23 protein-coding genes and 1 tRNA gene are annotated in these 24,070 nt (G+C 48.3%); 16 read left to right on the plus strand and 8 right to left on the minus strand.

Features of this window, described 5'->3' with window-relative positions:
* On the minus strand, window positions 1-1,780 hold a 1,780-nt coding region (locus tag NDK19_RS16400), incomplete at its 3' end, for an FAD-binding oxidoreductase (RefSeq protein ID WP_250632995.1).
* Between the two features lie 335 nt (window positions 1,781-2,115).
* Between NDK19_RS16400 and NDK19_RS16405 the strand changes: the two genes are divergently transcribed.
* The 3 genes from NDK19_RS16405 (at window position 2,116) to NDK19_RS16415 (ending at window position 7,145) form a co-directional block, all read left to right on the plus strand.
* Window positions 2,116-2,568 carry a response regulator gene (locus NDK19_RS16405; protein WP_250632996.1) on the plus strand — a complete coding sequence of 151 codons (453 nt, stop codon included), beginning with the start codon at window positions 2,116-2,118 and terminating at the stop codon, window positions 2,566-2,568.
* 126 nt (window positions 2,569-2,694) lie between these two features.
* Window positions 2,695-4,914 (plus strand): carbohydrate binding family 9 domain-containing protein, encoded by a 2,220-nt coding sequence (locus tag NDK19_RS16410; protein ID WP_250632997.1) that lies wholly within the window; start codon window positions 2,695-2,697, stop codon window positions 4,912-4,914.
* Window positions 4,915-4,949: 35 nt separating this feature from the next.
* Window positions 4,950-7,145 carry a carbohydrate binding family 9 domain-containing protein gene (locus NDK19_RS16415; protein WP_250632998.1) on the plus strand — a complete coding sequence of 732 codons (2,196 nt, stop codon included), beginning with the start codon at window positions 4,950-4,952 and terminating at the stop codon, window positions 7,143-7,145.
* Window positions 7,146-7,433: 288 nt separating this feature from the next.
* Here NDK19_RS16415 and NDK19_RS16420 read toward each other — a convergent pair whose 3' ends face one another.
* From NDK19_RS16420 to NDK19_RS16435, 4 genes are all read right to left on the minus strand, one after another.
* Window positions 7,434-7,880: a hypothetical protein gene (locus NDK19_RS16420; RefSeq protein WP_250632999.1), complete on the minus strand. Its 447-nt coding sequence runs from the start codon at window positions 7,878-7,880 to the stop codon at window positions 7,434-7,436.
* Window positions 7,881-7,882: 2 nt separating this feature from the next.
* Entirely contained in the window at window positions 7,883-8,533 is a 651-nt protein-coding gene (upp, locus tag NDK19_RS16425) for a uracil phosphoribosyltransferase (RefSeq protein WP_250633000.1), read from the minus strand.
* Between the two features lie 12 nt (window positions 8,534-8,545).
* On the minus strand, window positions 8,546-9,232 hold the full coding sequence (locus NDK19_RS16430) for an NUDIX hydrolase (protein ID WP_250633001.1): 687 nt from the start codon (window positions 9,230-9,232) through the stop codon (window positions 8,546-8,548).
* Between the two features lie 297 nt (window positions 9,233-9,529).
* The gene (locus tag NDK19_RS16435) at window positions 9,530-10,225 is read right to left on the minus strand and encodes a CoA transferase subunit A (protein ID WP_250633002.1); all 696 of its coding nucleotides are present in this window, start codon (window positions 10,223-10,225) and stop codon (window positions 9,530-9,532) included.
* A 113-nt stretch (window positions 10,226-10,338) separates the two neighbouring features.
* Between NDK19_RS16435 and NDK19_RS16440 the strand changes: the two genes are divergently transcribed.
* Window positions 10,339-11,418 carry an asparaginase gene (locus tag NDK19_RS16440; RefSeq protein WP_250633003.1) on the plus strand — a complete coding sequence of 360 codons (1,080 nt, stop codon included), beginning with the start codon at window positions 10,339-10,341 and terminating at the stop codon, window positions 11,416-11,418.
* Between the two features lie 48 nt (window positions 11,419-11,466).
* Here the strand turns inward: NDK19_RS16440 and NDK19_RS16935 are convergent, their stop codons facing one another.
* Complete coding sequence (locus NDK19_RS16935; protein WP_317207180.1) at window positions 11,467-11,832, minus strand: heavy-metal-associated domain-containing protein; 366 nt, start codon at window positions 11,830-11,832, stop codon at window positions 11,467-11,469.
* Window positions 11,833-11,915: 83 nt separating this feature from the next.
* On the opposite strand from NDK19_RS16935, the gene purQ reads away from it, so the two are divergent.
* From purQ to NDK19_RS16495, 10 genes are all read left to right on the plus strand, one after another.
* Window positions 11,916-12,608: a phosphoribosylformylglycinamidine synthase subunit PurQ gene (gene purQ, locus NDK19_RS16450; protein ID WP_250633005.1), complete on the plus strand. Its 693-nt coding sequence runs from the start codon at window positions 11,916-11,918 to the stop codon at window positions 12,606-12,608.
* The gene (locus NDK19_RS16455; protein WP_250633006.1) at window positions 12,605-13,009 is read left to right on the plus strand and encodes an AlbA family DNA-binding domain-containing protein; all 405 of its coding nucleotides are present in this window, start codon (window positions 12,605-12,607) and stop codon (window positions 13,007-13,009) included. The genes purQ and NDK19_RS16455 overlap by 4 nt, the downstream gene beginning before the upstream one ends.
* Before the next feature lie 127 nt (window positions 13,010-13,136).
* Window positions 13,137-13,224, plus strand: a tRNA-Ser gene (locus NDK19_RS16460).
* 91 nt (window positions 13,225-13,315) lie between these two features.
* Window positions 13,316-14,119 (plus strand): MotA/TolQ/ExbB proton channel family protein, encoded by an 804-nt coding sequence (locus tag NDK19_RS16465; RefSeq protein ID WP_250633007.1) that lies wholly within the window; start codon window positions 13,316-13,318, stop codon window positions 14,117-14,119.
* 57 nt (window positions 14,120-14,176) lie between these two features.
* Entirely contained in the window at window positions 14,177-14,509 is a 333-nt protein-coding gene (locus NDK19_RS16470) for a hypothetical protein (protein ID WP_250633008.1), read from the plus strand.
* A 10-nt stretch (window positions 14,510-14,519) separates the two neighbouring features.
* Window positions 14,520-15,074, plus strand: a complete 555-nt coding sequence (locus NDK19_RS16475; protein ID WP_250633009.1) for an ExbD/TolR family protein — start codon at window positions 14,520-14,522, stop codon at window positions 15,072-15,074.
* A gap of 37 nt (window positions 15,075-15,111) precedes the next feature.
* Window positions 15,112-15,576: an ExbD/TolR family protein gene (locus NDK19_RS16480; RefSeq protein ID WP_250633010.1), complete on the plus strand. Its 465-nt coding sequence runs from the start codon at window positions 15,112-15,114 to the stop codon at window positions 15,574-15,576.
* A 264-nt stretch (window positions 15,577-15,840) separates the two neighbouring features.
* Window positions 15,841-16,950 carry a glycosyltransferase gene (locus tag NDK19_RS16485; protein ID WP_250633011.1) on the plus strand — a complete coding sequence of 370 codons (1,110 nt, stop codon included), beginning with the start codon at window positions 15,841-15,843 and terminating at the stop codon, window positions 16,948-16,950.
* On the plus strand, window positions 16,919-18,289 hold the full coding sequence (locus NDK19_RS16490) for an ABC transporter permease (RefSeq protein ID WP_250633012.1): 1,371 nt from the start codon (window positions 16,919-16,921) through the stop codon (window positions 18,287-18,289). Before NDK19_RS16485 ends, NDK19_RS16490 begins: the two co-directional genes overlap by 32 nt.
* Window positions 18,290-18,294: 5 nt before the next feature.
* Window positions 18,295-19,515: a PP2C family protein-serine/threonine phosphatase gene (locus NDK19_RS16495; protein ID WP_250633013.1), complete on the plus strand. Its 1,221-nt coding sequence runs from the start codon at window positions 18,295-18,297 to the stop codon at window positions 19,513-19,515.
* A 154-nt stretch (window positions 19,516-19,669) separates the two neighbouring features.
* Here NDK19_RS16495 and NDK19_RS16500 read toward each other — a convergent pair whose 3' ends face one another.
* Both NDK19_RS16500 and NDK19_RS16505 read right to left on the minus strand, forming a co-directional pair.
* On the minus strand, window positions 19,670-20,986 hold the full coding sequence (locus NDK19_RS16500; RefSeq protein WP_250633014.1) for a WG repeat-containing protein: 1,317 nt from the start codon (window positions 20,984-20,986) through the stop codon (window positions 19,670-19,672).
* Window positions 20,987-21,039: 53 nt separating this feature from the next.
* The gene (locus NDK19_RS16505; protein ID WP_250633015.1) at window positions 21,040-21,813 is read right to left on the minus strand and encodes an SDR family oxidoreductase; all 774 of its coding nucleotides are present in this window, start codon (window positions 21,811-21,813) and stop codon (window positions 21,040-21,042) included.
* A 148-nt stretch (window positions 21,814-21,961) separates the two neighbouring features.
* On the opposite strand from NDK19_RS16505, the gene mnmA reads away from it, so the two are divergent.
* The gene (mnmA, locus tag NDK19_RS16510) at window positions 21,962-23,065 is read left to right on the plus strand and encodes a tRNA 2-thiouridine(34) synthase MnmA (protein WP_250633016.1); all 1,104 of its coding nucleotides are present in this window, start codon (window positions 21,962-21,964) and stop codon (window positions 23,063-23,065) included.
* Between the two features lie 417 nt (window positions 23,066-23,482).
* Window positions 23,483-23,968 (plus strand): AAA family ATPase, encoded by a 486-nt coding sequence (locus NDK19_RS16515; RefSeq protein ID WP_250633017.1) that lies wholly within the window; start codon window positions 23,483-23,485, stop codon window positions 23,966-23,968.
* The last annotated feature ends 102 nt before the right edge of the window (window positions 23,969-24,070 follow it).

Genomic DNA, 24,070 nt, shown 5'->3' on the forward strand with positions numbered 1-24,070 from the left:
CTTTTTCCGAACGGGTAGCCATGTAGCTGGGGCACATTGTTCCGCCCGAGAGGTGCGACTTGCGGCAATCGCCCGAACCGTTGCATTGTTCGGCGTGGCGCAGGATGCCGCCCGATGCGCCGAAGTCTAAAACCGTATGATAGTCAAGTGTTTGTTGGTTAGGCTGATAGCGCAGAAACTCATTCATTGGCGGGGTATCCACGATTTTGCCCGGGTTGAAAATGCCTTTGGGGTCCCAAGTTTGTTTGACCTCTCGGAACATTTCGTAGCAGCGCTGCCCGACCATTTGGGCGATGAACTCGCCGCGCAAGCGCCCGTCGCCGTGCTCGCCCGAAAGTGAGCCGTTGTATTTTTTGACCAATTGCACCGTATCAGCCAGCAATTCGCGGAACAGGCGTTGCCCTTCGGCGGTTTTGAGGTTCATCAGCGGCAGAGGGTGCAGTTCGCCCGCGCCCGCATGTGCGCTGTATTCCAACTGTATGCCTTTGGAACGCGCCAGAGCGTCCAATTCGGCGATGTAGTCGGGCAGGTCTTCCACTGCCACGGCGCAATCTTCAATCAGATTGACGGGCTTTGCATCGCCCGCGATGTTGTACATAATGCCCAAACCCGCTTTGCGCAAGTTCCACGCTTTTTTCGTGTCTTCGCCGTGCAGCAGCGGAAAGGCATAACCCAAATTATTTGCCTGAAAATCAGCAACTAATCGCGCTGCTTTTGCCTCTATTTCGGCGCGCGATTCGGCGGTAAATTCCACCATCAAAATGGCTTTCGGGCTGCCTTGTACGAAAAAGCGATTTTGTTGCTGTTCGGGGTTGGTTTTGGTCAGTTCCAAAATGTAGTCGTCCACTAATTCGCTGGCTTCGGGGCAGTGCCGCATGGCGATGATATTTGCCCGCAAAGAATCGTTAATAGACTGAAAATGAGCGCACAGCAGCCCCACGTGCGGCAGCGGCACGGGCACAAGGTTCAGTTTTGCTTCGGTAATCAGTGCCAGCGTGCCTTCCGAACCTGCCAGCAGGCGACAAAAGTTGAGCGGCAAACCCTGCGGGTTGAACGGCTGCGCATCCAGCATCGCATCCAAGGCATAGCCCGTGTTGCGGCGCGTTACGCGGGGATTGGGAAACTGTCGGCGGATTTCGTCGCGGTTGACTTCATTGCTCAACAAGTCTCTGATTTTCAGATAAATGCGCTGTTCCAACGGGCTGACTGTGCCGATGCCGTTGCACTTGTCGGCAAATTCCTGTTCGGAAATTGCTTTGAAAACCGCTTCGTTGCCGTCGGCAAGCAGGGCGCGAACTTCCAACAAATGGTCGCGGGTGCTGCCGTAAACTATTGAATGCAAGCCGCAAGAGTTGTTGCCAATCATGCCGCCAATCATGGCGCGGTTGGCGGTAGAAGTTTCAGGACCGAAAAACAGCCCATGCGGTTTGAGAAACAGGTTCAAATCGTCACGGATAACGCCGGGCTGCACGCGCACCCAGTGTTCCACAGTATTGATTTCAAGAATTTTATCAAAATATTTGGAAAAATCTACCACAATGCCGTTGCCGACTACCTGCCCTGCCAGCGAAGTGCCTGCCGTGCGCGGAATGAGCGACATGCCGAAAGTATCGGCAAACCGAATCAGCCGTTTGAGGTCGTCAACGGTTCTGGGCAGAGCTACCGCCTGGGGCATTTCGCGGTAAGCGGAAGCATCGGTAGCGTACAGGATGCGCATGGCGCGGTCGGTGTGCAGTTCGCCCTGTAACTGCTTTTTCAACTGCTCAAAGGTGTTTATCATGGGTGCAGATTTTACTGCAACTTATGATTTTTTGATGTGAAGGGAAAGAATTGGCCATATCACAGCCCTATGTTGTTGTTTTGACTTGGGTACAGAAGCAGACTTTATGAGGGTGCTCTTTTTCGCCTGCCATCGGCGAACACACAACCAAACCGCTGCAATCACCGAGTTATTCGGAGAAACATATTGCCGAATATTATAACAATTACATGGTATACCGCCATTATATAATCAATAAATTATTGATGCTTATTGGAACGTATCAGTTATTTTTGGTAAAACACCTTACGAAAAAGGCAACAAAACCCTAATGGACAAATTAACGGAGGTGAGTCATGACACAAGTAACTCAAAGAACAATCAAAATTATGCTGGTTAGTTACATGGATATAGATAATTTGATCACCAGTAAAATGATAGAAGTAGCCGGTATTACTGCAGATATTCAGATATTTACCGATAGTCGGTTAGGAATGGAATACTTGCGCACTACTGAGTCCGAAAATCCATCTCTTTTGCCCGACTTGATATTTTTAGCCATAGATATACCTCATTATGACGGATTCCAGTTTTTAGATGATTTCGCTGCGCTTAGTGATGCCTATAAGAGCCGCCGTCCGGTTGCTATGCTTAGCACTTCTATAAGTAAGTATGATATTGAAAGATCCATGAGTTACAGTTACGTAAGAAAATATCTAAATCTGCCGTTAGATCCTAATATGGCACGCCAACTGGCAGAAGAACTTTATTCAGAGTGGCATTCGGATACAAGTCCCGAGCAGGGGTAAGCACCCAAGTAACCTACCCTAACCATTTGCAAATCAGCGGGCAGGCAGGTAGCTTTGTGGTGTGCTGCCAAGCATTATCAACCTCACTTTGCTTCATCGTCATTAACGCCTGCATTTTCTTTTTGCATGAAAAAAATCTTTACCGTTCTTTTGTTTTGCACATTTGTGCATGGTTATTCTATTGCCCAAGAAATTTTTAAGCCCGATTCGGTTCGGAAAAAAGTAACGGCTGTCCGCACGGATGCCCACCTGAAAATTGACGGATATTTGGATGAACCCGCATGGCAAACTGCCCTAACTGTAACCAATTTTACGCAAGTAGAACCCTTTCAGGGCGAAAAAGTCAATTTTGACACCGAAGTACGGGTGCTGTACAACAAAGACTACCTCTACGTAGGTGCATTTTGCCGCGACCCGCAGGGCAAAAAAGCCATCCGCGTGCCCGACTTGCGCCGCGATTTTGAGTTTCAGGCTCACGATATTTTCGGTATTGCCATAGACGGCTTCAACGACAAGCGCAATGCCATGGCGTTTGTAACCAACCCCTATGGTTCGCAGCGCGACTTGCTGGGCTTTGACGACCGCCTGTTTGACGTAGATTGGGACGGGCGATGGATTGTGCGCACGCACCGTTTGGACAGCGGCTGGGTGGCAGAATTTGCCATCCCTTGGCAGACCTTGCGCTACCCAAAAATGCCTGAAGGTCAGTATGTTTGGGGGATTAACTTCTTCCGCAACCGCCGCGCTACGAACGAATTGAGCGCATGGTCGCCGCACCCGCGTGCCTTTGGCGTGCTGCGCATGGAATACGCAGGTGAACTGACGGGCATACAACCGCCGCCGCCTTCGCCCAACGTGCAGGTGATTCCCTACGTGCTGCAAACCGTTGACCGCTACCCTTTTGCAGCCAACGGTAGCGAGCGCGTGCAGTCTTCTTCCAAAGTCGGCGGCGAAGTGAAGTGGGCGATTAATTCCAACAGCGTACTTGATTTGACCGTCAATACGGACTTTGCACAGGCAGATGCCGACCGACAAGTGAACAACCTGACGCGCTTTTCAGTATTTTTCCCCGAACGCAGGCAGTTTTTTCTGGAAAATGCCAGCCTTTTCGGGGCGGGACTTGCACCCGAAGACAACTTGGTAGGCGGTGCCATGCGCATACAGCCCTTTTTCAGCCGTCGCATCGGTTTAGATGAAGAAGGCAACCCACTGCCGATTGTGGCAGGGGCGCGATATGTCTATCGTTCGGTGCAGCGCAACTACGGCGGCATCCTCATGCGGCAAGGCGGCGATGCCACTCATGCGCCCGTAACCTATGCAGTCGGGCGTTATTCGCACAACATTGGAAAGCAGAACCGCGCAGGGGGCATCATCACCTACCGCGATGAAGAGGGTATGAATGGTCGCCCGGGTAGTCGCAACATGGTCGCCGCCGCCGATGCTTTTTTCCGTTTCAGCCAATCGTTAAACCTCAATACCATGCTGATTAAAAGCATTGATTCGGACAGCACGGGCAACGGTTTTGCGGGCTTTGCACAGTTCCGTTACAATGCCAATAACTTGGTGGCATGGCTGACACAGTCGGTCGTAACGGCGAATTTCAACCCGAAAACGGGCTTTGTTTCGCGCACAAACGTAGTTGCCACAACGCCGGGCTTCTTTTTCATTGTCCGCAAACCTTGGATTCCGAAATTCATTCGCGGATTGGAGCCGGGCATGTTTTCCGAAGTGTATTTCAATGCGCAAACGGGAGCTTTGCAAGAGGCACGCATCGCATTCAATCCTTTGTGGATAGCCTTGCAAAGCGGCGGATTTTTGGGGGTGTTCATAGACCCGACCTTCCAGCGGTTAGAGGAAACATTCAGCCCCGTGGGGATAGACATTCGCCCGGGCGACTATCGCTACTTGCGAGGCAGCATCATGGCAGGCAGCGACCGCTCTAAAAAAGTATCCTATTTTGCCTCAACGGCTTGGGGCGGCTACTACGACGGCAAACTTTGGACAGTAGAAGGCAACATTCGCGTAGCGCCCGTTCCTCATTTTCAAATGAATTTTCGCTATGAAAACAACCGTTTCCGAGGTGTAGGGATAAATCGGGAAAATGCCGATGTACACTTATGGAGCATGGAAAGCCGCATGGCTGTTAATCCGCGCCTGCAACTGATTGGCTTCTATCAATTCAACTCCTCTGCCAACCGCGATATTTGGAACGTGCGCCTTTCTTGGGAGTTCCGCCCGCTGTCTTTTGTGTATGTGGTGTTTAACCAACGCGGCTTTGATACCATCAACGAACGTCAGAAAAGCCAACACCTGATTGGCAAGGTTACGTACTTGAAGCAGTTTTAGAGGGCGTATTTCGCGTCCAAGCAAAGTAAAATCCTATGAAAAGCGCACTTGTTTTTCTTGTCTTGGGGTGGCTGACGGCTTTGGCAGGTGCGGCGCAGGATGTTTTCAAGCCCGACTCTGTGCGGCGCAGGGTTGCGGCGGTGCACATTGCGCAGGATTTGAAAATAGACGGCTATTTGGACGAACCCGCATGGCAGCAGGCAGCAGCGGCAAAGTCCTTTGTGCAGGTAGAGCCTCTGCAAGGTCAGCCCGCCGGTTTTGATACGGAAGTGCGCGTGTTGTACAACCATTACTACCTCTATTTCGGCATCTTTTGCCGCGATTCGGTGGGAAAAAAAGCCATCCGCGTGCCCGACCTGCGCCGCGACTTTGACGATGAAGAACAAGACGTAGTCGGCGTAGTCATTGACGGCTTCAACGACAAACGCAATGCCATGGCGTTTATGGTGAACCCCTATGGTTCGCAGCGCGATTTGCTGGCTTTTGACGACATGATGTTTGACGAAGATTGGGACGGGCGTTGGAAAGTCCGCACGCACCGTTTGGACAGCGGCTGGACGGCGGAGTTTGCCATCCCTTGGCACACTTTGCGCTACCCCAAAGCCGCCGACGGGGAGTATGTGTGGGGCATCAACTTTGTGCGTAACCGTCGGGCAAGCAACGAACTGACCGCATGGTCGCCTTATCCGCGGGCATTCAGCGTGTTTCGCATGGAGTACGCCGGCGAACTGACGGGCATCCGACCGCCGCCGCCCGTGCCCAACGTACAGGTAACGCCCTATGTGCTGGGCACAAACGACCGCTACAACAACTCAGCGTGGCAGCCTTCGCTCAAAGCAGGCGGAGAGGTTAAGTGGGCAATTAATTCCAACAGCGTCTTAGACCTGACCTTCAACACCGATTTTGCACAGGCAGACGCAGACAGGCAGGTAAACAACCTGAGCCGCTTTTCGGTGTTTTTCCCCGAACGCAGGCAGTTTTTTCTGGAAAATGCAAGCCTTTTCGGGGCGGGTTTGCTGGGCGGAGATGATATTCAGATGCAGATTCAGCCCTTTTTCAGCCGTCGCATCGGGCTGGATGCGGAAGGTAACCCCTTGCCCATTGTAGCGGGGGCGCGCTATGTGCACCGTTCGCTGACGCACAACTACGGCGCAATGCTCATGCGGCAGGGCGGCGATGCGGCACATGCACCCGTAACCTATGCCGTCGGTCGTTATTCGCGCAACATCGGTGAGCAAAACCGAATCGGCGGCATTGTTACTTATCGGGATGAGGAAGCCCGCTACGGACAGCCCGCCAACCGCAACGCCGTAGCAGCAGCGGATGCCTTTGTACGCCTTAGCCCGTCGCTGAGCCTCAACGCAATGGTGGCGCAAAGCATGGACACCGACCCAACGGCGCGGGGCACGGCAGCCTTCGCCCAATTGGATTACAACACCAATCACGGCGGGGCTTTTATTGTGCCTGCCTTGGTTACGGCGGGTTTTGATGCCAAAACAGGCTTTGTTTCGCGGCACAACGTTATGGCGATTAATTCGGGGGCTTTTTTGAACATCCGCAAAGAGCGGTTTCCCGAATGGCTGCGCGCCTTAGAGCCGGGCATATTTCCCGAAATTTACTTTGATGCACAAACGCGCTGTTTGCAGGAGTTCCGCGTATCGGTCAATCCCGTTTGGGTAACGCTGCAAAGCGGTGGCTTCTTGGGAGTCTTTTTTGACCCGACTTTCCAGCGGTTAGACGATACTTTCAGCCCCGTAGGCATTGACATTCAGCCCGGCAGCTACCGCTACCTGCGCAGCAACGCGATGGCAGGCAGCGACCCGTCTAAAAAAGTGTCTTACTTCGTGTTTACCTCTTGGGGCGGCTACTACGACGGCAGGCTTTGGAGCAAGTCGGGCAGCGTGCGCCTTTCGCCCGTGCCGCATTTTCAGATGAATTTCAGCTACGAAAACAACCGATTCCGCAGCGTGGGCGTGCGTCGGGAAAACGCCGACGTGCACTTGTGGAGCATAGAAAGCCGCGTAGCAGTCAATCCGCGCCTGCAACTGATTGGCTTCTATCAATTCAATTCATCCGCCAATCGTGAGGTGTGGAACGTTCGCCTGTCGTGGGAATTTCGCCCGCTGTCTTTTGTGTACTTGGTGTTCAATCGGCGCGGCTTTGACCACCTCAACGAACGGCAAAACAGCAGCCACCTGATTGGCAAGGTTACGTACCTGAAGCAGTTTTAATGCGGATTGTTTGATAATCGTTTGACAGTCAGCGCTTTTTGCAGCAAAAAATCAAATGAAAGATTGGTGCAAAAATGCGCATTGTTGAATTGTATTTTTCTGATGTTTGTGTATTTGCAGGGACAACGCATGCGTTGTCCGTACAGGTGCAACACAAAACAGGATTTAACTTTTTCCAATATTCTGCCGCGCAGCGCTCGTTTTCCGATTGAAATCCCCAATCCGCATTCCCCAATCCGCCTTCCCTACTGAATTTTTCCAAGATTCTATCGTGAATTCGCGTTGCCCTTACCGTTTCCCGACCAAATCTTTGGCAAAAAATATGACGCCTGAAAGGACAAACGCCCAAAAAAGCCCTGCAATGAGCATGGTAAACAGGATTTTGCTGCGTCTTTCGCCGAAGCTGACGGCAATCAGTGTGCCGCCGATGGGGGTAAACAACAGCGGGGTGAGCATGGCAACGCCCCACATGCCGTATTTGCGCCAAATGCGCACCACCTGTCGGCTGCGTTTGGTAAACAATCGGCGATTGGGTGCAAAACGCTGAATGAAACGGGCACGCATGGGGGCACCTAAGCTGCTGATAATCAATACAGAAGTCATCATGCCGCCTGCCGTTAGCAACGACGTTTCCACATAGCCGATGCCCAGCGGCAGCGCTGTTACGGGGCCGAAAATGAACTTGAACATGCTCAAACCGAAAACGGTGAGGTATTTCAACAGTTTTGCCCACATGGTCAAGCGGAAATTTTAGCACCGAATGCCAAGTCGCCCGCATCGCCCAGCCCGGGAACGATGTAGAATTTCTGGTTGAGTTCTTCGTCTAATGCACCCGTCCAAAGGAAACTTTCGGGCAGGTGTTGCCGCACGTGGTTTACGCCTTCACGGCTGGCAATTGCCGATACGATGTGGATTTTATCGGGTTTGCCGTATTGCATCAGTGCTTCAACGGTCAGCAAAACGGATTTGCCCGTTGCCAGCATCGGGTCAATCAGGATGAGTTCCCTGCCGCTCAAATCAGGGGCGGCAATGTAGCGCATCTCTATTTCAAAGGTAAAATCGGCGGCGTGTTGCCCCCGAAACGCACCGATAAAAGCACTTGGCGCAGCATCAAACATATTGAGAAAGCCCTGATAGAAGGGAAGCCCCGCACGCAAAATCGGTACAAGAACGGGCTGTGCGGTCAGTTCTTGCATGTGCGCAAAGCCCAGCGGCGTTTCTACCACCCGCGGGCGGTATTGCATCGTTTTTGAGATTTCGTAAGCCATCAGTTCGCCCAAGCGCTCTAAGTTGCGGCGGAAACGCATACTGTCGCGCTGAATGTTGATGTCGCGCAGTTCGGCAATGAAATGATGCGCAATATTGCTTTGTTCGGTCAGGATGAACATGGGTGCGGTGCGTTAAATCTCAAACATAAATCCTTCCGCCTCTAATTGGCGGTATTTTGCCTTGTCAAATTTGTACAACTTGGCAGCGCGGTGCGATACGCCCTTTTGGCGTTCGGGCAGTTCTATGAGCAAGCCCATGCCCAGAATTTTTTTGCGGAAGTTCCGCTTGTCCAATTCCTTGTTCAAAATCAGTTCATAAACGCGCTGCAATTGGCTCAAAGCGAACTTTTCGGGCAAGAGTTCAAAGCCGATGGGCTGATAGCGCACCTTGCCTTTGAGTCGTTTGAGGGCAGTTTCAAAAATCAGGGCGTGGTCAAATGCCAGTGGCGGCAGTTGATTGACCTCGTGCCACTCGGCGCGGCGGGCATCAGAGCCGGGCTTGACGTTGTACTCCGAAAGGTTCACCAAGGCGTAGTAGGCAACGCTTACTACACGCCCGCGGGGGTCGCGGTTTACATCGCCGAAGGTGTAGAGTTGCTCCATGAACATACCTTTGATGCCCGTTTCTTCTTCCAGTTCGCGGCGGGCAGCATCGTCTATGGTTTCGTCCATATCCACAAAGCCGCCGGGCAGCGCCCACATGCCCTTAAAAGGCTCATCGGCGCGTTCTATGAGCAAAACTTTCAGGCTGTTTTCCCCCAAGCCGAAAATGATACAATCAACGGTAAGCGCAGGGCGCGGGTATTCGTAGGTGTACATGAGGGCAAGTTAGCAGTTTTTTGCCTCATATGCTTCAAGATTGGGCGATTGCAGAAAATCGGCAAATCGTTGGGCGATGAAATCGTAAGCAGGTGAGCAGTTTGAATAGTTCTTTTTTGAACCGCTGTTAGGGTCTAAAGACCGCTTACAGGGGTGTCAGGAATCCCTGCCAGCGGCTGAAAGCCCTGTCAGCGGATTTAGATAAAGGCGTTTTAACTGCCCACCTCCTTATAAAAAACCTGCCGACGGTCGCGAAGACCCCTTCAGAGGATTTAATGGAATATGAGACAGTTGCTTTTAGGCTTTGCGCACGGTGCGTTGTTCAATGCGTTTTTCGTAGTGCTGCCCTTGGAAAATGCGCTTGACGTAGATACCCGGCGTATGGATTTGGTTGGGGTCTAAGGTGCCTGCGGGGACAAGCTCCTCCACTTCGGCTACGGTGATAGTGGCAGCGGTTGCCATCATGGGGTTGAAGTTGCGCGCCGTTCCGCGATAAATCAGATTGCCCGCCGTGTCGCCTTTCCATGCTTTGACAAAGGCAAAATCGGCGCGCAGCCATTCTTCCAACAGATAGAGTTTGCCGTTAAACTCGCGGATTTCTTTGCCGCGGGCTACTTCCGTGCCTACCCCTGCGGGCGTATAGAAAGCGGGAATGCCTGCGCCGCCCGCACGGATGCGCTCGGCAAGCGTACCTTGCGGAATGAGCTCTACTTCCAATTCGCCTGCAAGCAGTTGGCGTTCAAACTCTGCATTTTCGCCTACGTAAGAAGAAATCATTTTTTTTATCTGACGGGTTTTGAGCAGCAAGCCCAGCCCGAAATCGTCTACGCCTGCGTTGTTGGAAATGCAGGTGAAGCCTTTTTTGCCGCTTTTCAGGATAGCCTGAATGCTGTTTTCGGGGATGCCGCACAGACCAAAACCGCCCAGCATAAGGGTCATATTGTCTTGCAAACCTTCAATGGCAGCTTCGGCGTTGGCTACTACTTTATTCATAAGCAATGTATTCGGATAGGTTAAGGGAACAGGCAGCAAAATAAAAATGCCTTTCGGGGGTGAAAATTATTCAAAAACCTTGATACTTTCGCCTCCCTGACCAACTTACCTACATGCTTAACTACTACCAAACGGTCAATATCAGCACGGCTGCCGGCTATATTGCCGATACTTCCATTTTTGTTATCTACACCGGCGGCACTATCGGCATGGACTACGACAAGGAAGGCAAACATCTCAAACCGTTTGATTTTCAGCAAATTATAGACAAAGTTCCCGAACTGCGCCGCTTTGAGTTTGAACTGACCCTGCTTAGTTTTGACAAACCGATTGACTCTTCGGACATTAAAGTGCACCAATGGCTCAACATTGCCCGCGTCGTGTACGACTTTTACAACGATTACGACGCCTTTGTCATTTTGCACGGTACCGATACGATGGCATACACCGCCTCGGCACTGAGCTTTTTGTTTGACAATTTGGCAAAGCCCGTTATTCTGACAGGGGCACAGTTGCCCATAGGCGTGCCGCGCACCGATGCGCGCGAAAACTTCATTACAGCCCTTGAAATTGCGGCGACCAAACGAAAAAACGGGCTGCCGATGGTGCCCGAAGTGTGTATTTTTTTCGATACGCTATTGTTGCGGGGCAATCGGGCGCGCAAGGTGCAAAGCAACAATTTCACGGCTTTTGCTTCGGAAAATCTGCCGCCACTGGCTGTTACGGGCATTGAAATCAGCTACAACGAATCGTTGATTTTGCCGCATCCCGAAGAACGATTTGATATTTTTTCAAAAATGGATGAAAACGTCGGGTTGCTGAAAATTTTTCCGGGTATTTCGCAAAAATATTTAGAGCATTTTCTATCAACACCCGATTTGCGCGGCATCGTGATGGAAACTTACGGCTCGGGCAATACCCCGACCGACGATTGGTTCATCGGTGCGCTCAAAGAAGCCGTAGACAGCGGGATACATATTTTGAACGTTTCGCAATGCAACGGCGGGGCGGTTGTGCCGGGCATGTACGAATCGGGGCGGCGGTTGCAGGAAATCGGCGTTATCAGCGGCGGCGATATTACGCCCGAAGCGGCTATTACCAAAATGATGTTTCTGCTGGGCAATGAACCCGACCCGCAACTCATCCGCGAACAGTTGGGCATCTCGCTGCGCGGCGAAATGAGTTTGCGTTAGCGTGCGTGCATTTGCAATGTGTTTTCAATTCGCTCAACCGATTGGGTATTATTGACAACACTTGGGTTGAGCAGGCACGTCTTTGGTGGTGCGCACAAGACCTTCTTTTGCCAAAAAAAGATACAATTCTTGCCCGCTTACCAAAGATGTGTCGTATTTAATGGTAAGTTGCTTGGTTTGTTGCTGAAAACTAATCCAATATACGCCACGCTCTTTTTTGAGGCTGTCTTCAATCATGCGAATACATTTTTCGCAGTCAGTTACAAGTTTAATATTGCGTTCTTCCAACTTAACGCAAGCGCTCAGTACAGCCACACACAGCCACAGGCCAACCCTACATTTGCAGGGCTTTGCAGTATAAGAAATGCAGCCTTTTACAGCGCCCAAAAAATTTAACATATGGTTCCCCGACATCTTTATTTAGGACAAATATTGGTTTTTTCGCTGGAAGTTAAGCCCAAAGCTATAAATTTGCTTCTGTACAAGCCGTATTACTTATGAAATTTGGTGTAGTTGTATTCCCCGGTTCCAATTGCGATGATGATATGATTTTTGCACTGCGGGATGTTTTAGGGCAGCCTGCGGTCAAATTGTGGCATAAGTCGCACGATTTGGAAGGCTGCGATTTCATCGTATTGCCGGGCGGATTTTCTTATGGCGATTATCTGCGTTCCGGAGCCATTGCACGCTTTTCGCCTATTATGAACGAGGTGATTGCACATGCACAAAAGGGCGGCTATGTAATGGGTATTTGCAACGGTTTTCAGATACTGACCGAATCCGGATTATTGCCGGGCGCATTGTTGCGCAACACCAACAGGCAATACATCTGCAAAAACGTATATCTGAAGCCCGTAACAGCCGATTCATTGCTAACGCGCGGGCTGGATATGCACAAGGCTTACCAAATTCCGATAGCACACGGCGAGGGGCGCTACTATGCTCCGCAGCATCTGCTGGACGAAATCAAGGCCAACGACCAAATTCTGTTCAAATATTGCGATGAGTCGGGTGCCGTTACGGAAGAAGCCAACCCCAACGGAGCAGTTGAAAACATCGCAGGCATTTGTAATGCACAGCGCAACGTATTCGGGATGATGCCGCACCCCGAGCGCGCCTGCCATCCGATGCTTGGTAATACAGACGGCTACGAGTTGCTGGCATCTATTATTGAAAAAGTATTGATATGAAATTAAATCAGCCCGATGAGTTTCAACAACTCATCCGAGGCGGCGAGTCTATAACGTTGGAATTTAAACAAACCGTTTCCCATCCTGAAAAAATAGCAAAAACACTTGTTGCATTTGCTAACACAGAGGGTGGAAAACTGGTGATAGGTGTGAGCGATAAAAAAGAAATTATAGGCATAGACCCGGAAGAAGAAAAATTTGCTTTGCAAATCGCAGCTTCCGAGTATTGCCGACCTGCCATCCAGCTAACTTACAGCGAAGCAGAGATAGACAATAAAACGGTTTTGATTGCAGAGGTGGCACAAGGTCATACCGCACATTTTTACGTAAAAGGGCACAATGAACCGCAGCAATTTTATGTGCGCCAAAACAATCAAAACAAGCTGATTACAAAAGAATGAAGGGTTATATACGTATTTTTTAGGGGCGGGTTACTTAAAATTTTAGGGCAAAATTTGGACAAAGGTTTTTTTCTTGATTTATTTGCCTCAATTGACGGGTGTGCGCCACCCGAACAGTCAAAATAAAGGAGAGATGGCCGAGTGGTTTAAGGCGCTCGCCTGGAAAGCGGGTATACCCCAAAAGGGTATCGGGGGTTCGAATCCCCCTCTCTCCGCAATCCAAAACCAAAAGTTGGTAAGGATTAGGCAACATCAATTCAATTTATTAACATTCAAAAATTCAAGACCGAAAAATTGTTTGCTTTTATGAAAAACCTGTTCAAACACTTATTTATTACGCTTGCCGTAGTATTTTCATGTACTTTTGGTGCCGTTGCACAAACTGAGGGTGATTCTACTCAGGTAACCGATTCAGCAGCTACTACTGCCACAGTTGAAGAAACACCCGCTGTTACCGAAGAAGCGGCTCCGGCAGAAGAGCAGTCTTTTCACCAAGTTCTCAAACAAAAATTCATTGAAGGTGACCCTGCATGGATGACGCCGGTATTGATTTGTTTGATTATCGGTCTGGCTATCAGCATCGAGCGCGTAATTACGCTGAATCTGGCGACTACAAACACTGACAAACTGCTGGCCGATGTTGAAAAAGCACTGCAAACCGGTGGTGTTGAAGCAGCCCGCAAAGTTACTGCCGCAACCAAAGGCCCTGTTGCTTCTATCTTTACACAAGGTTTGTTGCGTGCCGGTGAAGGCGTAGAAATGGTTGAAAAATCAGTAGTTGCTTATGGTTCAGTAGAAATGAGCCGTTTGGAAAGAGGTTTGGTTTGGATTTCTCTTTTCATTGCTCTTGCGCCAATGTTGGGCTTCTTGGGTACGGTAGTTGGTATGATTGGTGCGTTCGACGCTATCGAGGCAGCAGGTGATATTTCTCCTTCACTGGTTGCGGGTGGTATCAAAGTGGCGCTTTTGACTACGGTAGCAGGTCTGATTGTAGCGATTATTCTTCAAGTATTATATAACTACTGTGTATCTAAAATTGACGCTATTGTAGGTCAAATGGAAGATGCTTCGATTGCTCTTGTTGATACCTTAGTAAAGTATCAGAAGTAATCGGATAAACTCCCCTGCAAAATCATTTTCTCAACACAAAACCACAGATACACTGTTATGGAAGATTACGGATGGGTAGGCGGAGCATTATACATCATGTATATCCTGCTCTTCGTCGCTATTGCGTCAGCTGTTATTTTACCTATCATCAAGTCATTGAGCGAGCCAAAAACTTTAATTCGTTCAGGCATTGGTGTGGGAATTATTTTGGTGCTGTTCGTTGTTTGCTATTTGATAGCCGATGGTACGGTGCTGAAAAACAAAGCCTATGAGGGCATCTCCGAAAATACGTCAAAAATGATTGGCGCAAGTTTGTTAATGCTCTACGTAATGTTTTTCGGTGCAATTATCGCGGTAGTTTATTCAGAAGTGAGTAAGTTTTTCAAATAGGGATGTGCTTATGAAGAAGAAATCAAGGTCAGCACCGGAAATCAATGCAAGTTCTATGGCAGATATTGCCTTCTTGCTGCTAATCTTTTTCCTGGTAACAACTACCATTGCGTCCGATAAGGGCTTGTCTATTTTGCTGCCGCCTAAAAACGACCAGCAGTTAGACGTTAAAATGAAAGAAAGAAACATTTTTAAGGTCTTTATCAACTCCAACAACCAGTTGCTGGTAGAAGAGCAACTGATGTCGGTTAATCAGGTAAAAGAGGCTGCCAAGAAGTTTATCAGCAACAACGGGCGAGACCCCAAGTCATCTGAAAGTCCTCAGGCAGCGGTTATTTCTCTGAAAACCGACCGTGGAACAAAGTATGAGATGTACATTGCTGTAATGGATGAGTTGAAAAAGGCTTACAACGAATTGCGTGCTGCTTACATGGGCGTTACTCTGGCCGAGTATCTCGAGATTGAGAACGACTCCAAAAAGCAAAATGCCAAGTTTGAGGAAGCCAAAAAAGCGATTCCTTACCAGCTCTCTGAGGCAGAACCTACCAATGCAGGAGGAAATTAATTTGAAGGCCATTGTTTAACCGAAATAACTATTTGTTATGTCTAAATTCAGCAAGAAAAAGAAAGGTACGCCGGCCATTTCAACTTCTTCTCTTCCCGATATTATTTTCATGCTGCTTTTTTTCTTCATGGTAACTACCGTATTGAGAGAAACAGAATTGAAAGTGCAGAACAGGTTGCCAAAGGCTTCTCAGTTGCAAAAATTGGAGAAGAAATCATTGGTAAGCTACATCTATATTGGCAAGCCGAAGGATACAGAAAAGTATGGCGTTGAGCCTCGTATTCAGGTTAATGACGCATTGGTTACTCCTAAGGAAATACCCAACTTCGTTTATGCAGAGAAGGACAAACTCGATGAGGTAGAGCGTGACAAAATCACCATGTCTCTGAAAGTGGATATTGATGCAAAAATGGGTATCATTTCCGATGTGAAGCAACAACTGCGCGAGGCAGATGCTCGTAAGGTTAACTACTCAAGTGTAAAAGCAGTTGAAAAAGAATAAACTTGCCTGAACAGCAAAAGACTCTTAGGAACATTCCTAAGAGTCTTTTTTATACAAAAGCGCAAGTGATTTGCAAGAAATGATTTTTGTAAATTATTGGAAAGCAATTATTTAAACCTGACATGTCTCGAGGACCTGTCAGGTTTGTGTATATTATACAACAGCGCAAGTGGTTTGTGAAAAAAAATATAAGTTTTTGAAAAACAGCTATTTAAGCCTTTTGGGTCTACAAGGTCTGTCAGGTTGGCGTATACCTGTAAGTTCATGATAATTGTCATTATTGCGGTACTGTATGCCGTATTGATAAGCTGCCTCTACAACGGGTGGCAGAAAACGCCAACTGTCGGCAGCGGAACTGCAACCCCATCCTCCGAAGGTGTAAGCGTCATTGTTGCCATGCGCAACGAACAGGGCAATATAGGCAGGTTGCTTGGCTGCCTGATGCGCCAGCAGATAAGTTGCCCGATGGAGGTAATAGTGGTGGATGACAGTTCTACGGACAAGTCCGTTGCAGAGGCGGAAACCTTTAAAGCCATATTTCCTTGTCCGTTACACATTGTACAGGCGAGAGGGCAGGGAAAAAAAGCGGCCATCAGTACCGGTGTTAGTATTGCACATTTTCCGTTGATTTTGACTACGGATGCCGACTGCCTGCTTGGGGAAAATTGGGTGCAGACAATGTGTGCAGCGCTGCAAATGCCCGGTACAAAGTTGGTTACGGGTTTGGTTAGTATTGCTCCTGCCAATACATGGCTTGCGCGCTTTCAGGCAATTGAGGTGGCGGCCTTGATGGGCAGTACGGCAGCATTTATTCAATGGAAAATACCCAATATGGGCAACGGTGCAAATTTTGGCTATCGGCGGGAAGTATTTGAACAAACGGGAGGCTTTGAGTCATCGCAAGCCATTGCTTCGGGAGATGACGAGTTTATGATACAACAAGTACACGGCCATTTTCCGGGCAGTGTGCGCTTTGTCAAATCTGATGATGCAATAGTTACGACCGCTCCACAGCCCAATTGGCAGGCATTGTTTATGCAGCGCAGACGCTGGGCTGCCAAATGGCGAAAGGGAAGGCCTTTCAGGGTTTGGGGAGTGGCATTACTTGTGGGATTGCTCCATGTGTTCTGGGTGATGCTGTTGCCCGCAGCTATTGCATGGCCTCATTTGTTACCCAAGATAATAACGGCAGTTAGCTTAAAATTAGCGGTTGAATATGTATTTTTGAATGCCATATTGCGATTTGTTCGTCAAAAGGCGCTTGTACCCTATATTTTCCCTCTGCAACTGGTGTACAGTTTTTATTTGGTTTGGGTAGGGCTGCGGGCAACGCAAGGCGGCTATGAGTGGAAAGAGAGAGTATTTATCCGTTAATCAGACAAAGCCTTTGAAAGAAGAAGAATTGCAAAATACGCCATCGTATTATGTCCGGCAAAAACTAAAGGGCGATGTATTGGCCATGGCAAGCCTTTCATTTATCATATTTGCAGCTTTATTAGGCATATTTGCTTACTTCATCATGCCCGACCATACGCCCAATGCCAATGAAAGCATGTCGGAAATACGCAAACAATACCCGCTTTTTCGGGCTAAAATCGTCAAAATCGCGGTTAATAACGAACCTAAGGAAACCACTTTTTGGCAGCGCCTGATGGAAGGTGCAGAACTGCAACACAAAGCATATGCGGTCAGCGATTTTCGGTTGGCAAACGATTCTGTGTTTATCCGTTTGTATGTGGCCAGCATAGAAAATATCCGCAATCGCTCGTTGGGTATTACGGACAATACGGCCAATAATGAACCTGCCTTTTACAAGCCCGTTTATGACCATGTGTTTTCTTTGGTAGATGCTACCCGCGCGGTTTATCCGCTTCCCTCCGACAAATTGGGGGCTGTTTATCCGGGCAATTTTTATGTAGTCAATGACACGGTTACTTATCTGGACATTAACGAAAAAATACAAAAGGAGAGCATCAGCCGCCTGCGCAGTGAATTTTTGCAAAAAAATGTGGAAGAGCGCACCTTCTATTTAGGTACAGACCGGCAGGGGAGGGATATGCTCAGCAAAGTGATATTGGGTACTCGCATTTCGTTGCTAATAGGTATTGCCTCCGTAATGATTTCTTTGTTCTTGGGCGTGGTTTTGGGGGCTTTGGCAGGCTATTTCGGTGGTATAACAGACCATTTGATTATGTGGTTGATGACGGTTGTCTGGTCTATACCGAGCATCATGCTGGTTATTGCTATTCGGATTGCGCTGGGCAGCAAGGGGCTTTGGGTGGTTTTTGTTGCCGTCGGCCTTACTACTTGGGTAGAAATTGCAAGAGTTGTGCGCGGCGAAATTTTAGCCATTAAAGAAAAACTTTACATTGAGGCGGCGCGTGCGTTTGGTTACTCGCACTGGCGTATTATTTATCATCACATCCTACCCAATATTTTTGGCTCTATTATCGTGTTGGCCTCTTCCAATTTTGCCACAGCCATTATTTTAGAGGCCGGTATGAGTTTCCTCGGTATTGGCGTACAGATTCCAGCGCCATCGTGGGGCAATATGATTTACGAGGCTTATGCCACAATTAATTCTTTGCACTGTGAGCATCTGATTATCATACCCTGTATTGGTATGGGATTGCTTGTGCTTGCATTCAACTTTTTGGGTAATGGGCTTCGCGATGCTTATGACCCTAAGGTATTGGTTTCAAAAAACAAATAGGCACCATGGAGAACGCATCGGCTGAACTCAGGCTGCAAATGAAAGAGATGCAACTCAATGCACTTTTTGAGACCATTCAGGCAATCAACGAGAATGCGTCGGAAGAGCAGTTGTTCCGTATCTATAAACTTACGTTGCAGGCAAGTCATTACATTAAGAAACTTGCCTTATACGTGCATGACGAGGGCAAATGGGAATGTAAGGCACAGTATGGCACCATGGCAGACTTTACGCAGCAGCACTTGCCCGATGCCATCCGCAACATTCGCGATGCAGGCAATCTGCACGCAGAAGATGCGCTTTTTGCAACGTTTAACTATGTATTGCCGGTGCGCCACAAAGACGTAGTATTGGCCTATGTGCTGATAGATACGACAAAAGATATTCAAGATTTGAATTTTTTAGCCACCCTGAGCAATATTATCATCGTAGCTATTGAAAATAAAAAACTGGCACGCAGGCAGGCTCAACAGGAGACATTTCAACGGCAACTGAACATAGCCAAAGACGTACAGAGTTTATTGTTTCCCAAAAAGTTGCCCTACAACGAACGCTTGCAGATTGTGGCGAGTTATCAGCCGCACCACAGCGTAGGCGGCGATTATTACGACTATATCCCGATGGGAGACGATAAGTTTATGGTCTGTATTGCCGATGTTTCGGGAAAAGGTGTGCCTGCGGCTATTCTGATGTCTAATTTTCAGGCGGCGCTTCGCATTCTGGTGCGGGAGGGAAAACCACTGGCCTATGTGATTGATACGCTCAACCGTTTGATTCTGGAAAACTCGCAGGGCGAAAATTACATCACGGCCTTTTTTATGGAGTATGATTTTCGCAAACAGACCCTCACGTATGTTAATGCGGGGCATAACCCGCCCTTTCTTTTCTTGGAAAACGGCCACGTTGAGCATCTGGAAGAAGGCACGACCATTCTGGGCGGCTTCAAAAAGCTGCCATTTTTGAATATTACTACCCGAAGCGGTTTGACAAACTTCCTGCTTTTCTGCTTTACGGATGGTTTTATTGAAACCTATAACGACCAAGGCGAACCTTTTGGCGTAGAGCAGTTAGCCGATTTTGTTAAGGCGAATAAGCATTTAGACCGCAAACAACTGCACAATGAACTGCTGAAACTCCTGAATCAGTTCAGGGGTGAGCAGGCTTACGTGGATGACATTACTTTGCTCTCTTGCTCAGTTGCTGCCGGGGCATCAGCAGGCCATTGAAATGCGCTTTTTTTGGCATTTTCCGACCGTTGCTATCCGAAATATACACAAACCTGACAGGTTTCTGAAACCTGTCAGGTTTAAATATTTGTTTTTCAACAATTTACACAAACGATTTTTCGCAAACCTCTTGCGCTTTTGTATAACCATTCGCTTATTTTTTGGCAGGTGCATCGGGGAGAGCGACGAACTGCTCTTTGCCGTCTTTGGTAACTTTGAACCCTCCTGTGCGCGGAACGTATTCCAGCGAATCGTATTCGCAAGGGATAATCGGGCGGCCTTGCGTATCAATAACGCCTGTTTTTCCGTTGCGTTCTATCTTGACCAACGACAGTACGTAATCGCTGTGGCGGCGCTTGCTTTCGGGCTGTACCAGAAACTCCATTTGGTCGGCTTGCAGGGCAAATACTTCTTTTTTATCCGCATTGATAATGCCCCATTTGCCGTTTTTGCGAACAGGCGCCCCCCCTTGCCGAAAACCTAAGGTAGCCTCATACTGACAACTGATTTTATTCTTTCCTTCTTCGTTGATAAAGCCCCATTTGTCGCCTTTGCGAACGGCTGCCCAACCACTGCCAAAGGCAAGCAGTTCGTCCCATTCCGGCTCGCTCTGAAATTTGGAGGAAATATTCAAAAATGAATACTTGTCATTGATTTTCAGGCGAAGCAACAGCTCTTTTTCCGTTTTTCCTTTGACTTCCTTTTCCAGATGTTGCAGAAATTCAATGCGTTCAAACTCGGTTTTCAGTACCTGACCGTTGCGCAGCTCCATCATGCCGTATTTATTTTGGCGGCGCACCAGCACAATTTCAGGATTGGTGGCTTTGCCTTGCTCATCGGCAAGCATTAGCACATCGTCGTAGCTGGGGCGAATCAGCACCTCGCCTTTGCCGTTAATCAACCCGAATTTGCCTAACTGTTTTACTTTGGCAACCATAGAGGCCGGATGCGTACCGGAACAACTGGCAGGCAAAAGACTGATGTCCTGATAGTCAAGTACGGTAATAGGTTTGCCGTTGTAGTGAATCAAACCGACGGCACCGCCTTTTTGTACTTTCAAAATACCCTCCCAGCGTGTGCAAGAGGAATCTTTGTTGTTGAAAAAACTGACGCGGTCGTAAGCCGGTGCAAGTATTATTTTGCCTGTATCGTTGGCAATTCCTTCCAAATTGTTTTGCCTGATGATAATCAAGTTTCTGCCTGTGGCGCTGATAAATGCCGAATCGAGTTGCTCAAAAGCAGGCGCAGCCTGTATGATAGGCGCAGATGCAGCAGCCAGCGCAGCACTGTCCACAGGTTTTTTGGATTCGGGAAATACGGGTGCATTGCGCCGCATAGGGTTATTGGTGGCAGGTTGCCGATTAACGCCCGAAGGCAGCGTTCCCGCATCTTTGGGCATTTTCTTTTGAGCCATTACCGGAGAAAAAACGCCTGACAGGCAGAGGATTATCAAAAAAACAAATAAGCGCATGGCAGCTGTAACAATTGGTTCAATCATAAAACGGCAAACCTGCTGCCAATATTTTACAAGCCGCTGATGCTCAGTCCCCCGTCGGCAATGATATTTTGTCCGGTGATGTAAGATGATTTGTCCATCGCCAAAAACGCTATGGCTGCCGCCATTTCTTCGGGCTGCGCAATGCGCCCCATCGGCGTGCGGCTCAGGATATGTGCCATTCGCTCTTTATTTTGCAACACGGGTGCCGCCAGTGGCGTAGCCGTGTACCATGGCGAAACCACATTGGCGCGGATGCCTTCTTTTGCCCATTCTACGGCAAGGCTGCGCGTTTGCTGAATGAGTGCTGCTTTGGACATTGCATAGGGCGAACCTGTGCCTATGTCCAGATTGCTCCCTGCCACAGATGCTACATTGACGATGGAAGCCCTGCCCGATTGCTTCAGCAGCGGATACAACAAACGCGCCCATTCATAAGGCGCTAACATATTGACCGACAGTATCTTTTCATATTCTTCGCGGCTGTATTCAGGTGTTTTTTTGCGGATGTTGATGCCTGCGTTATTAACCAGCACATCTAACTTTTGCCAATTCTCGGCAATCCAGTCATGCACTTTTTGGCGGTCGGCTTCGCTGCTGACATCGGCAACCATGCCTTTCACCAGTGCCTGTGGATAGCGGGCTTTCCATTCGGCTTCCATTGCCGCCACTTGGTCCGTATGGCGGGCAGTAAAGAGCACATCTGCGCCTAATTGCAAAAATTCTTCCGCAACAGCTTTACCGATGCCCTTCGTTCCGCCTGTAATCAGTGCTTTTTTGTGTTGGAGTGTCCAGTTTGACATAGACGGGTGAATTGATGAATGAGTGAATGAGGAAAAGTAAACAAATATAGAAGGTTGTACAAACCGCTTGGCCGAACATTTCCTGCCGTGCAGATGTTTATTACAAAAGCAGCGTAATTTTGCACTCCTTTTTTACAAAATACATAAAATGAGCACCAAAGGCAGAGTATTGGTAGCCATGAGCGGCGGTATAGATAGTTCGCTGGCAGCGGTTTTGTTGCATGAGCAAGGCTATGAAGTGGTTGGTATGACCATGAAAACATGGGATTATGCGTCTTCGGGCGGCAGCAAAAAAGAAACCGGCTGTTGCAGCCTCGACTCTATCAACGATGCCCGCCACGTAGCTGTGAATTTAGGCTTCCCGCACTACATTGTAGATATTCGCGAAGAGTTTGGCGATTATGTGATAGACCATTTTACCAACGAATACTTGGAGGGGCGCACACCTAACCCTTGTGTGCTTTGCAATACACACATCAAATGGGATTCGCTGTTGCGTCGTGCCGATAAATTGGGCTGTGATTTCATTGCCACGGGGCATTATGCCAACGTGCGTGAGGAAAACGGCCGCTATATTGTTTCCAAAGGCATAGACCACGCCAAAGACCAGAGCTACGCACTTTGGGGCGTATCGCAAAAAAGCCTGAGCCGCACGATTTTCCCGCTGGGCAAGTTGCACAAATCGGAAATTTATGAAATGGCTACTGAGCGCGGTTTCATGGATTTGGTAAATAAGTCGGAAAGCTATGAAATATGCTTCATTCCGGACAATGACTACCGCGGCTTTTTGCGCAGACGCGTGCCGAATTTAGAGCAAAAAGTTGCCGGCGGTGATTTTATCATGGAAGACGGCACTGTGGTAGGCAAACATCAGGGCTACCCGTTCTATACCATCGGGCAGCGCAAAGGGTTGGGCATTACACTCGGCTATCCGGTGTTTGTTACCGAAATCAGGAAAGAAACCAACCAAGTAGTGCTGGGAACAGACAAGGAACTTGCCCGCGACGGCATGTGGGTCGGCCAGTTGAATATGATGAAATACGAAACCCTCACACAGCCACTGGAAACCGTTACGCGCATCCGCTATAACGACAAACAAGGCACTCCTGCACAGATTATACAGGAAGGGAACCGCATGCAAGTGCTGTTTCATCAGCCGGTGTATGCCATCGCCCCCGGCCAAGCTGCCGTATTCTACGAAGGCGATGATGTGGTAGGCGGCGGCTGGATTCAGTCAAGTTTCAGGCAATAAGAATACAACTTTCTTTGTGGCTGCTGTTCGCTGTGTTCCTTATAGCTTGCCTGATATGGGCGGATAAATATTTGTGCAATTTTAAGCAGGTGAGCAGATTAACGCGTTCTTTTTTACCGCAGAGTGCACAAAGGTTTAACCGCAGTGTACACAAAGAAAAAATTCATCATAAAAACACTCAGCGGCTCTTCGCGTAATACTCAGCGGGCTTTGCGGTAAATTTGAAAGGTCATTTTAAATTGCTCACTTGCTTAAACGTTATTTTCGCTTAAAGCGCTATTACCGTCTGCAATGTGCAACGGCTCACAGGCTTTTTCAGAGTCTCCTAACAGCAGTCGTTAGCAGATTTTCACCAAGCATGTTGATGAACCGCTCACGGAAAAATGACGTAACTTTAACGAAAAAAATGACAGCGCAATGAACAGCAATACACCGTCGATAGATTTTTCCCGTGCCTTACGCCCCCCTTTTACCGAATTAATATGGGAAGAACTTCGGAAGGGCAGTTCCGTTAATGTCCATTCCCCGAAAAAAGGAGTCGGTAAAACCCGTTTGTTGGAAGATTTGCGCAATGCATTAAAGGAGTATGTACCCGTTGCTTTAATCGGTGTTAAACAATTCAGGGATAACTTTTCAGGCTTTTTGGAAGGTATTTGTACCCAATGGGATGTTGCCCAAAAAGAAAAAGAACCCACCGATAAGGATATAAAAGACTTCCTTGATAAGGACGAAAACAAAACAAAAACATTTTTCCTGCTTTTAGATGATTTTGAGACGCTTTTAGAAAACAGCAAAGACACGACTTCTTTCCTTACATTCCTCAATTCCCTGAAGAACTATTCCAATATCGGGTTTTGTGCCGTTTCACCAAAGCCGGTAAATACTAGACTTTTTGGAAGTTAAAATACTGAAAATCAATTGATTGAAAATTTCAACTTGTAATTATGTAAGCCTGCGGTTAATTGGAAATTTTCTAATATCTGCTCTTTTTGCTTCACTCTGCTT

Origin of the sequence: Rhodoflexus caldus, from assembly GCF_021206925.1 — a bacterium.
Lineage (GTDB): Bacteria > Bacteroidota > Bacteroidia > Cytophagales > Thermoflexibacteraceae > Rhodoflexus > Rhodoflexus caldus.

Coding starts and splice junctions, on each gene's coding strand:
- NDK19_RS16405 (WP_250632996.1), top strand. CDS start 2,116: ATGACACAAGTAACTCAAAGAACAATCAAAATTATGCTGGTTAGTTAC.
- NDK19_RS16410 (WP_250632997.1), top strand. CDS start 2,695: ATGAAAAAAATCTTTACCGTTCTTTTGTTTTGCACATTTGTGCATGGT.
- NDK19_RS16415 (WP_250632998.1), top strand. CDS start 4,950: ATGAAAAGCGCACTTGTTTTTCTTGTCTTGGGGTGGCTGACGGCTTTG.
- NDK19_RS16420 (WP_250632999.1), bottom strand. CDS start 7,880: ATGTGGGCAAAACTGTTGAAATACCTCACCGTTTTCGGTTTGAGCATG.
- upp (WP_250633000.1), bottom strand. CDS start 8,533: ATGTTCATCCTGACCGAACAAAGCAATATTGCGCATCATTTCATTGCC.
- NDK19_RS16430 (WP_250633001.1), bottom strand. CDS start 9,232: ATGTACACCTACGAATACCCGCGCCCTGCGCTTACCGTTGATTGTATC.
- NDK19_RS16435 (WP_250633002.1), bottom strand. CDS start 10,225: ATGAATAAAGTAGTAGCCAACGCCGAAGCTGCCATTGAAGGTTTGCAA.
- NDK19_RS16440 (WP_250633003.1), top strand. CDS start 10,339: ATGCTTAACTACTACCAAACGGTCAATATCAGCACGGCTGCCGGCTAT.
- NDK19_RS16935 (WP_317207180.1), bottom strand. CDS start 11,832: ATGTCGGGGAACCATATGTTAAATTTTTTGGGCGCTGTAAAAGGCTGC.
- purQ (WP_250633005.1), top strand. CDS start 11,916: ATGAAATTTGGTGTAGTTGTATTCCCCGGTTCCAATTGCGATGATGAT.
- NDK19_RS16455 (WP_250633006.1), top strand. CDS start 12,605: ATGAAATTAAATCAGCCCGATGAGTTTCAACAACTCATCCGAGGCGGC.
- NDK19_RS16465 (WP_250633007.1), top strand. CDS start 13,316: ATGAAAAACCTGTTCAAACACTTATTTATTACGCTTGCCGTAGTATTT.
- NDK19_RS16470 (WP_250633008.1), top strand. CDS start 14,177: ATGGAAGATTACGGATGGGTAGGCGGAGCATTATACATCATGTATATC.
- NDK19_RS16475 (WP_250633009.1), top strand. CDS start 14,520: ATGAAGAAGAAATCAAGGTCAGCACCGGAAATCAATGCAAGTTCTATG.
- NDK19_RS16480 (WP_250633010.1), top strand. CDS start 15,112: ATGTCTAAATTCAGCAAGAAAAAGAAAGGTACGCCGGCCATTTCAACT.
- NDK19_RS16485 (WP_250633011.1), top strand. CDS start 15,841: ATGATAATTGTCATTATTGCGGTACTGTATGCCGTATTGATAAGCTGC.
- NDK19_RS16490 (WP_250633012.1), top strand. CDS start 16,919: ATGAGTGGAAAGAGAGAGTATTTATCCGTTAATCAGACAAAGCCTTTG.
- NDK19_RS16495 (WP_250633013.1), top strand. CDS start 18,295: ATGGAGAACGCATCGGCTGAACTCAGGCTGCAAATGAAAGAGATGCAA.
- NDK19_RS16500 (WP_250633014.1), bottom strand. CDS start 20,986: ATGCGCTTATTTGTTTTTTTGATAATCCTCTGCCTGTCAGGCGTTTTT.
- NDK19_RS16505 (WP_250633015.1), bottom strand. CDS start 21,813: ATGTCAAACTGGACACTCCAACACAAAAAAGCACTGATTACAGGCGGA.
- mnmA (WP_250633016.1), top strand. CDS start 21,962: ATGAGCACCAAAGGCAGAGTATTGGTAGCCATGAGCGGCGGTATAGAT.
- NDK19_RS16515 (WP_250633017.1), top strand. CDS start 23,483: ATGAACAGCAATACACCGTCGATAGATTTTTCCCGTGCCTTACGCCCC.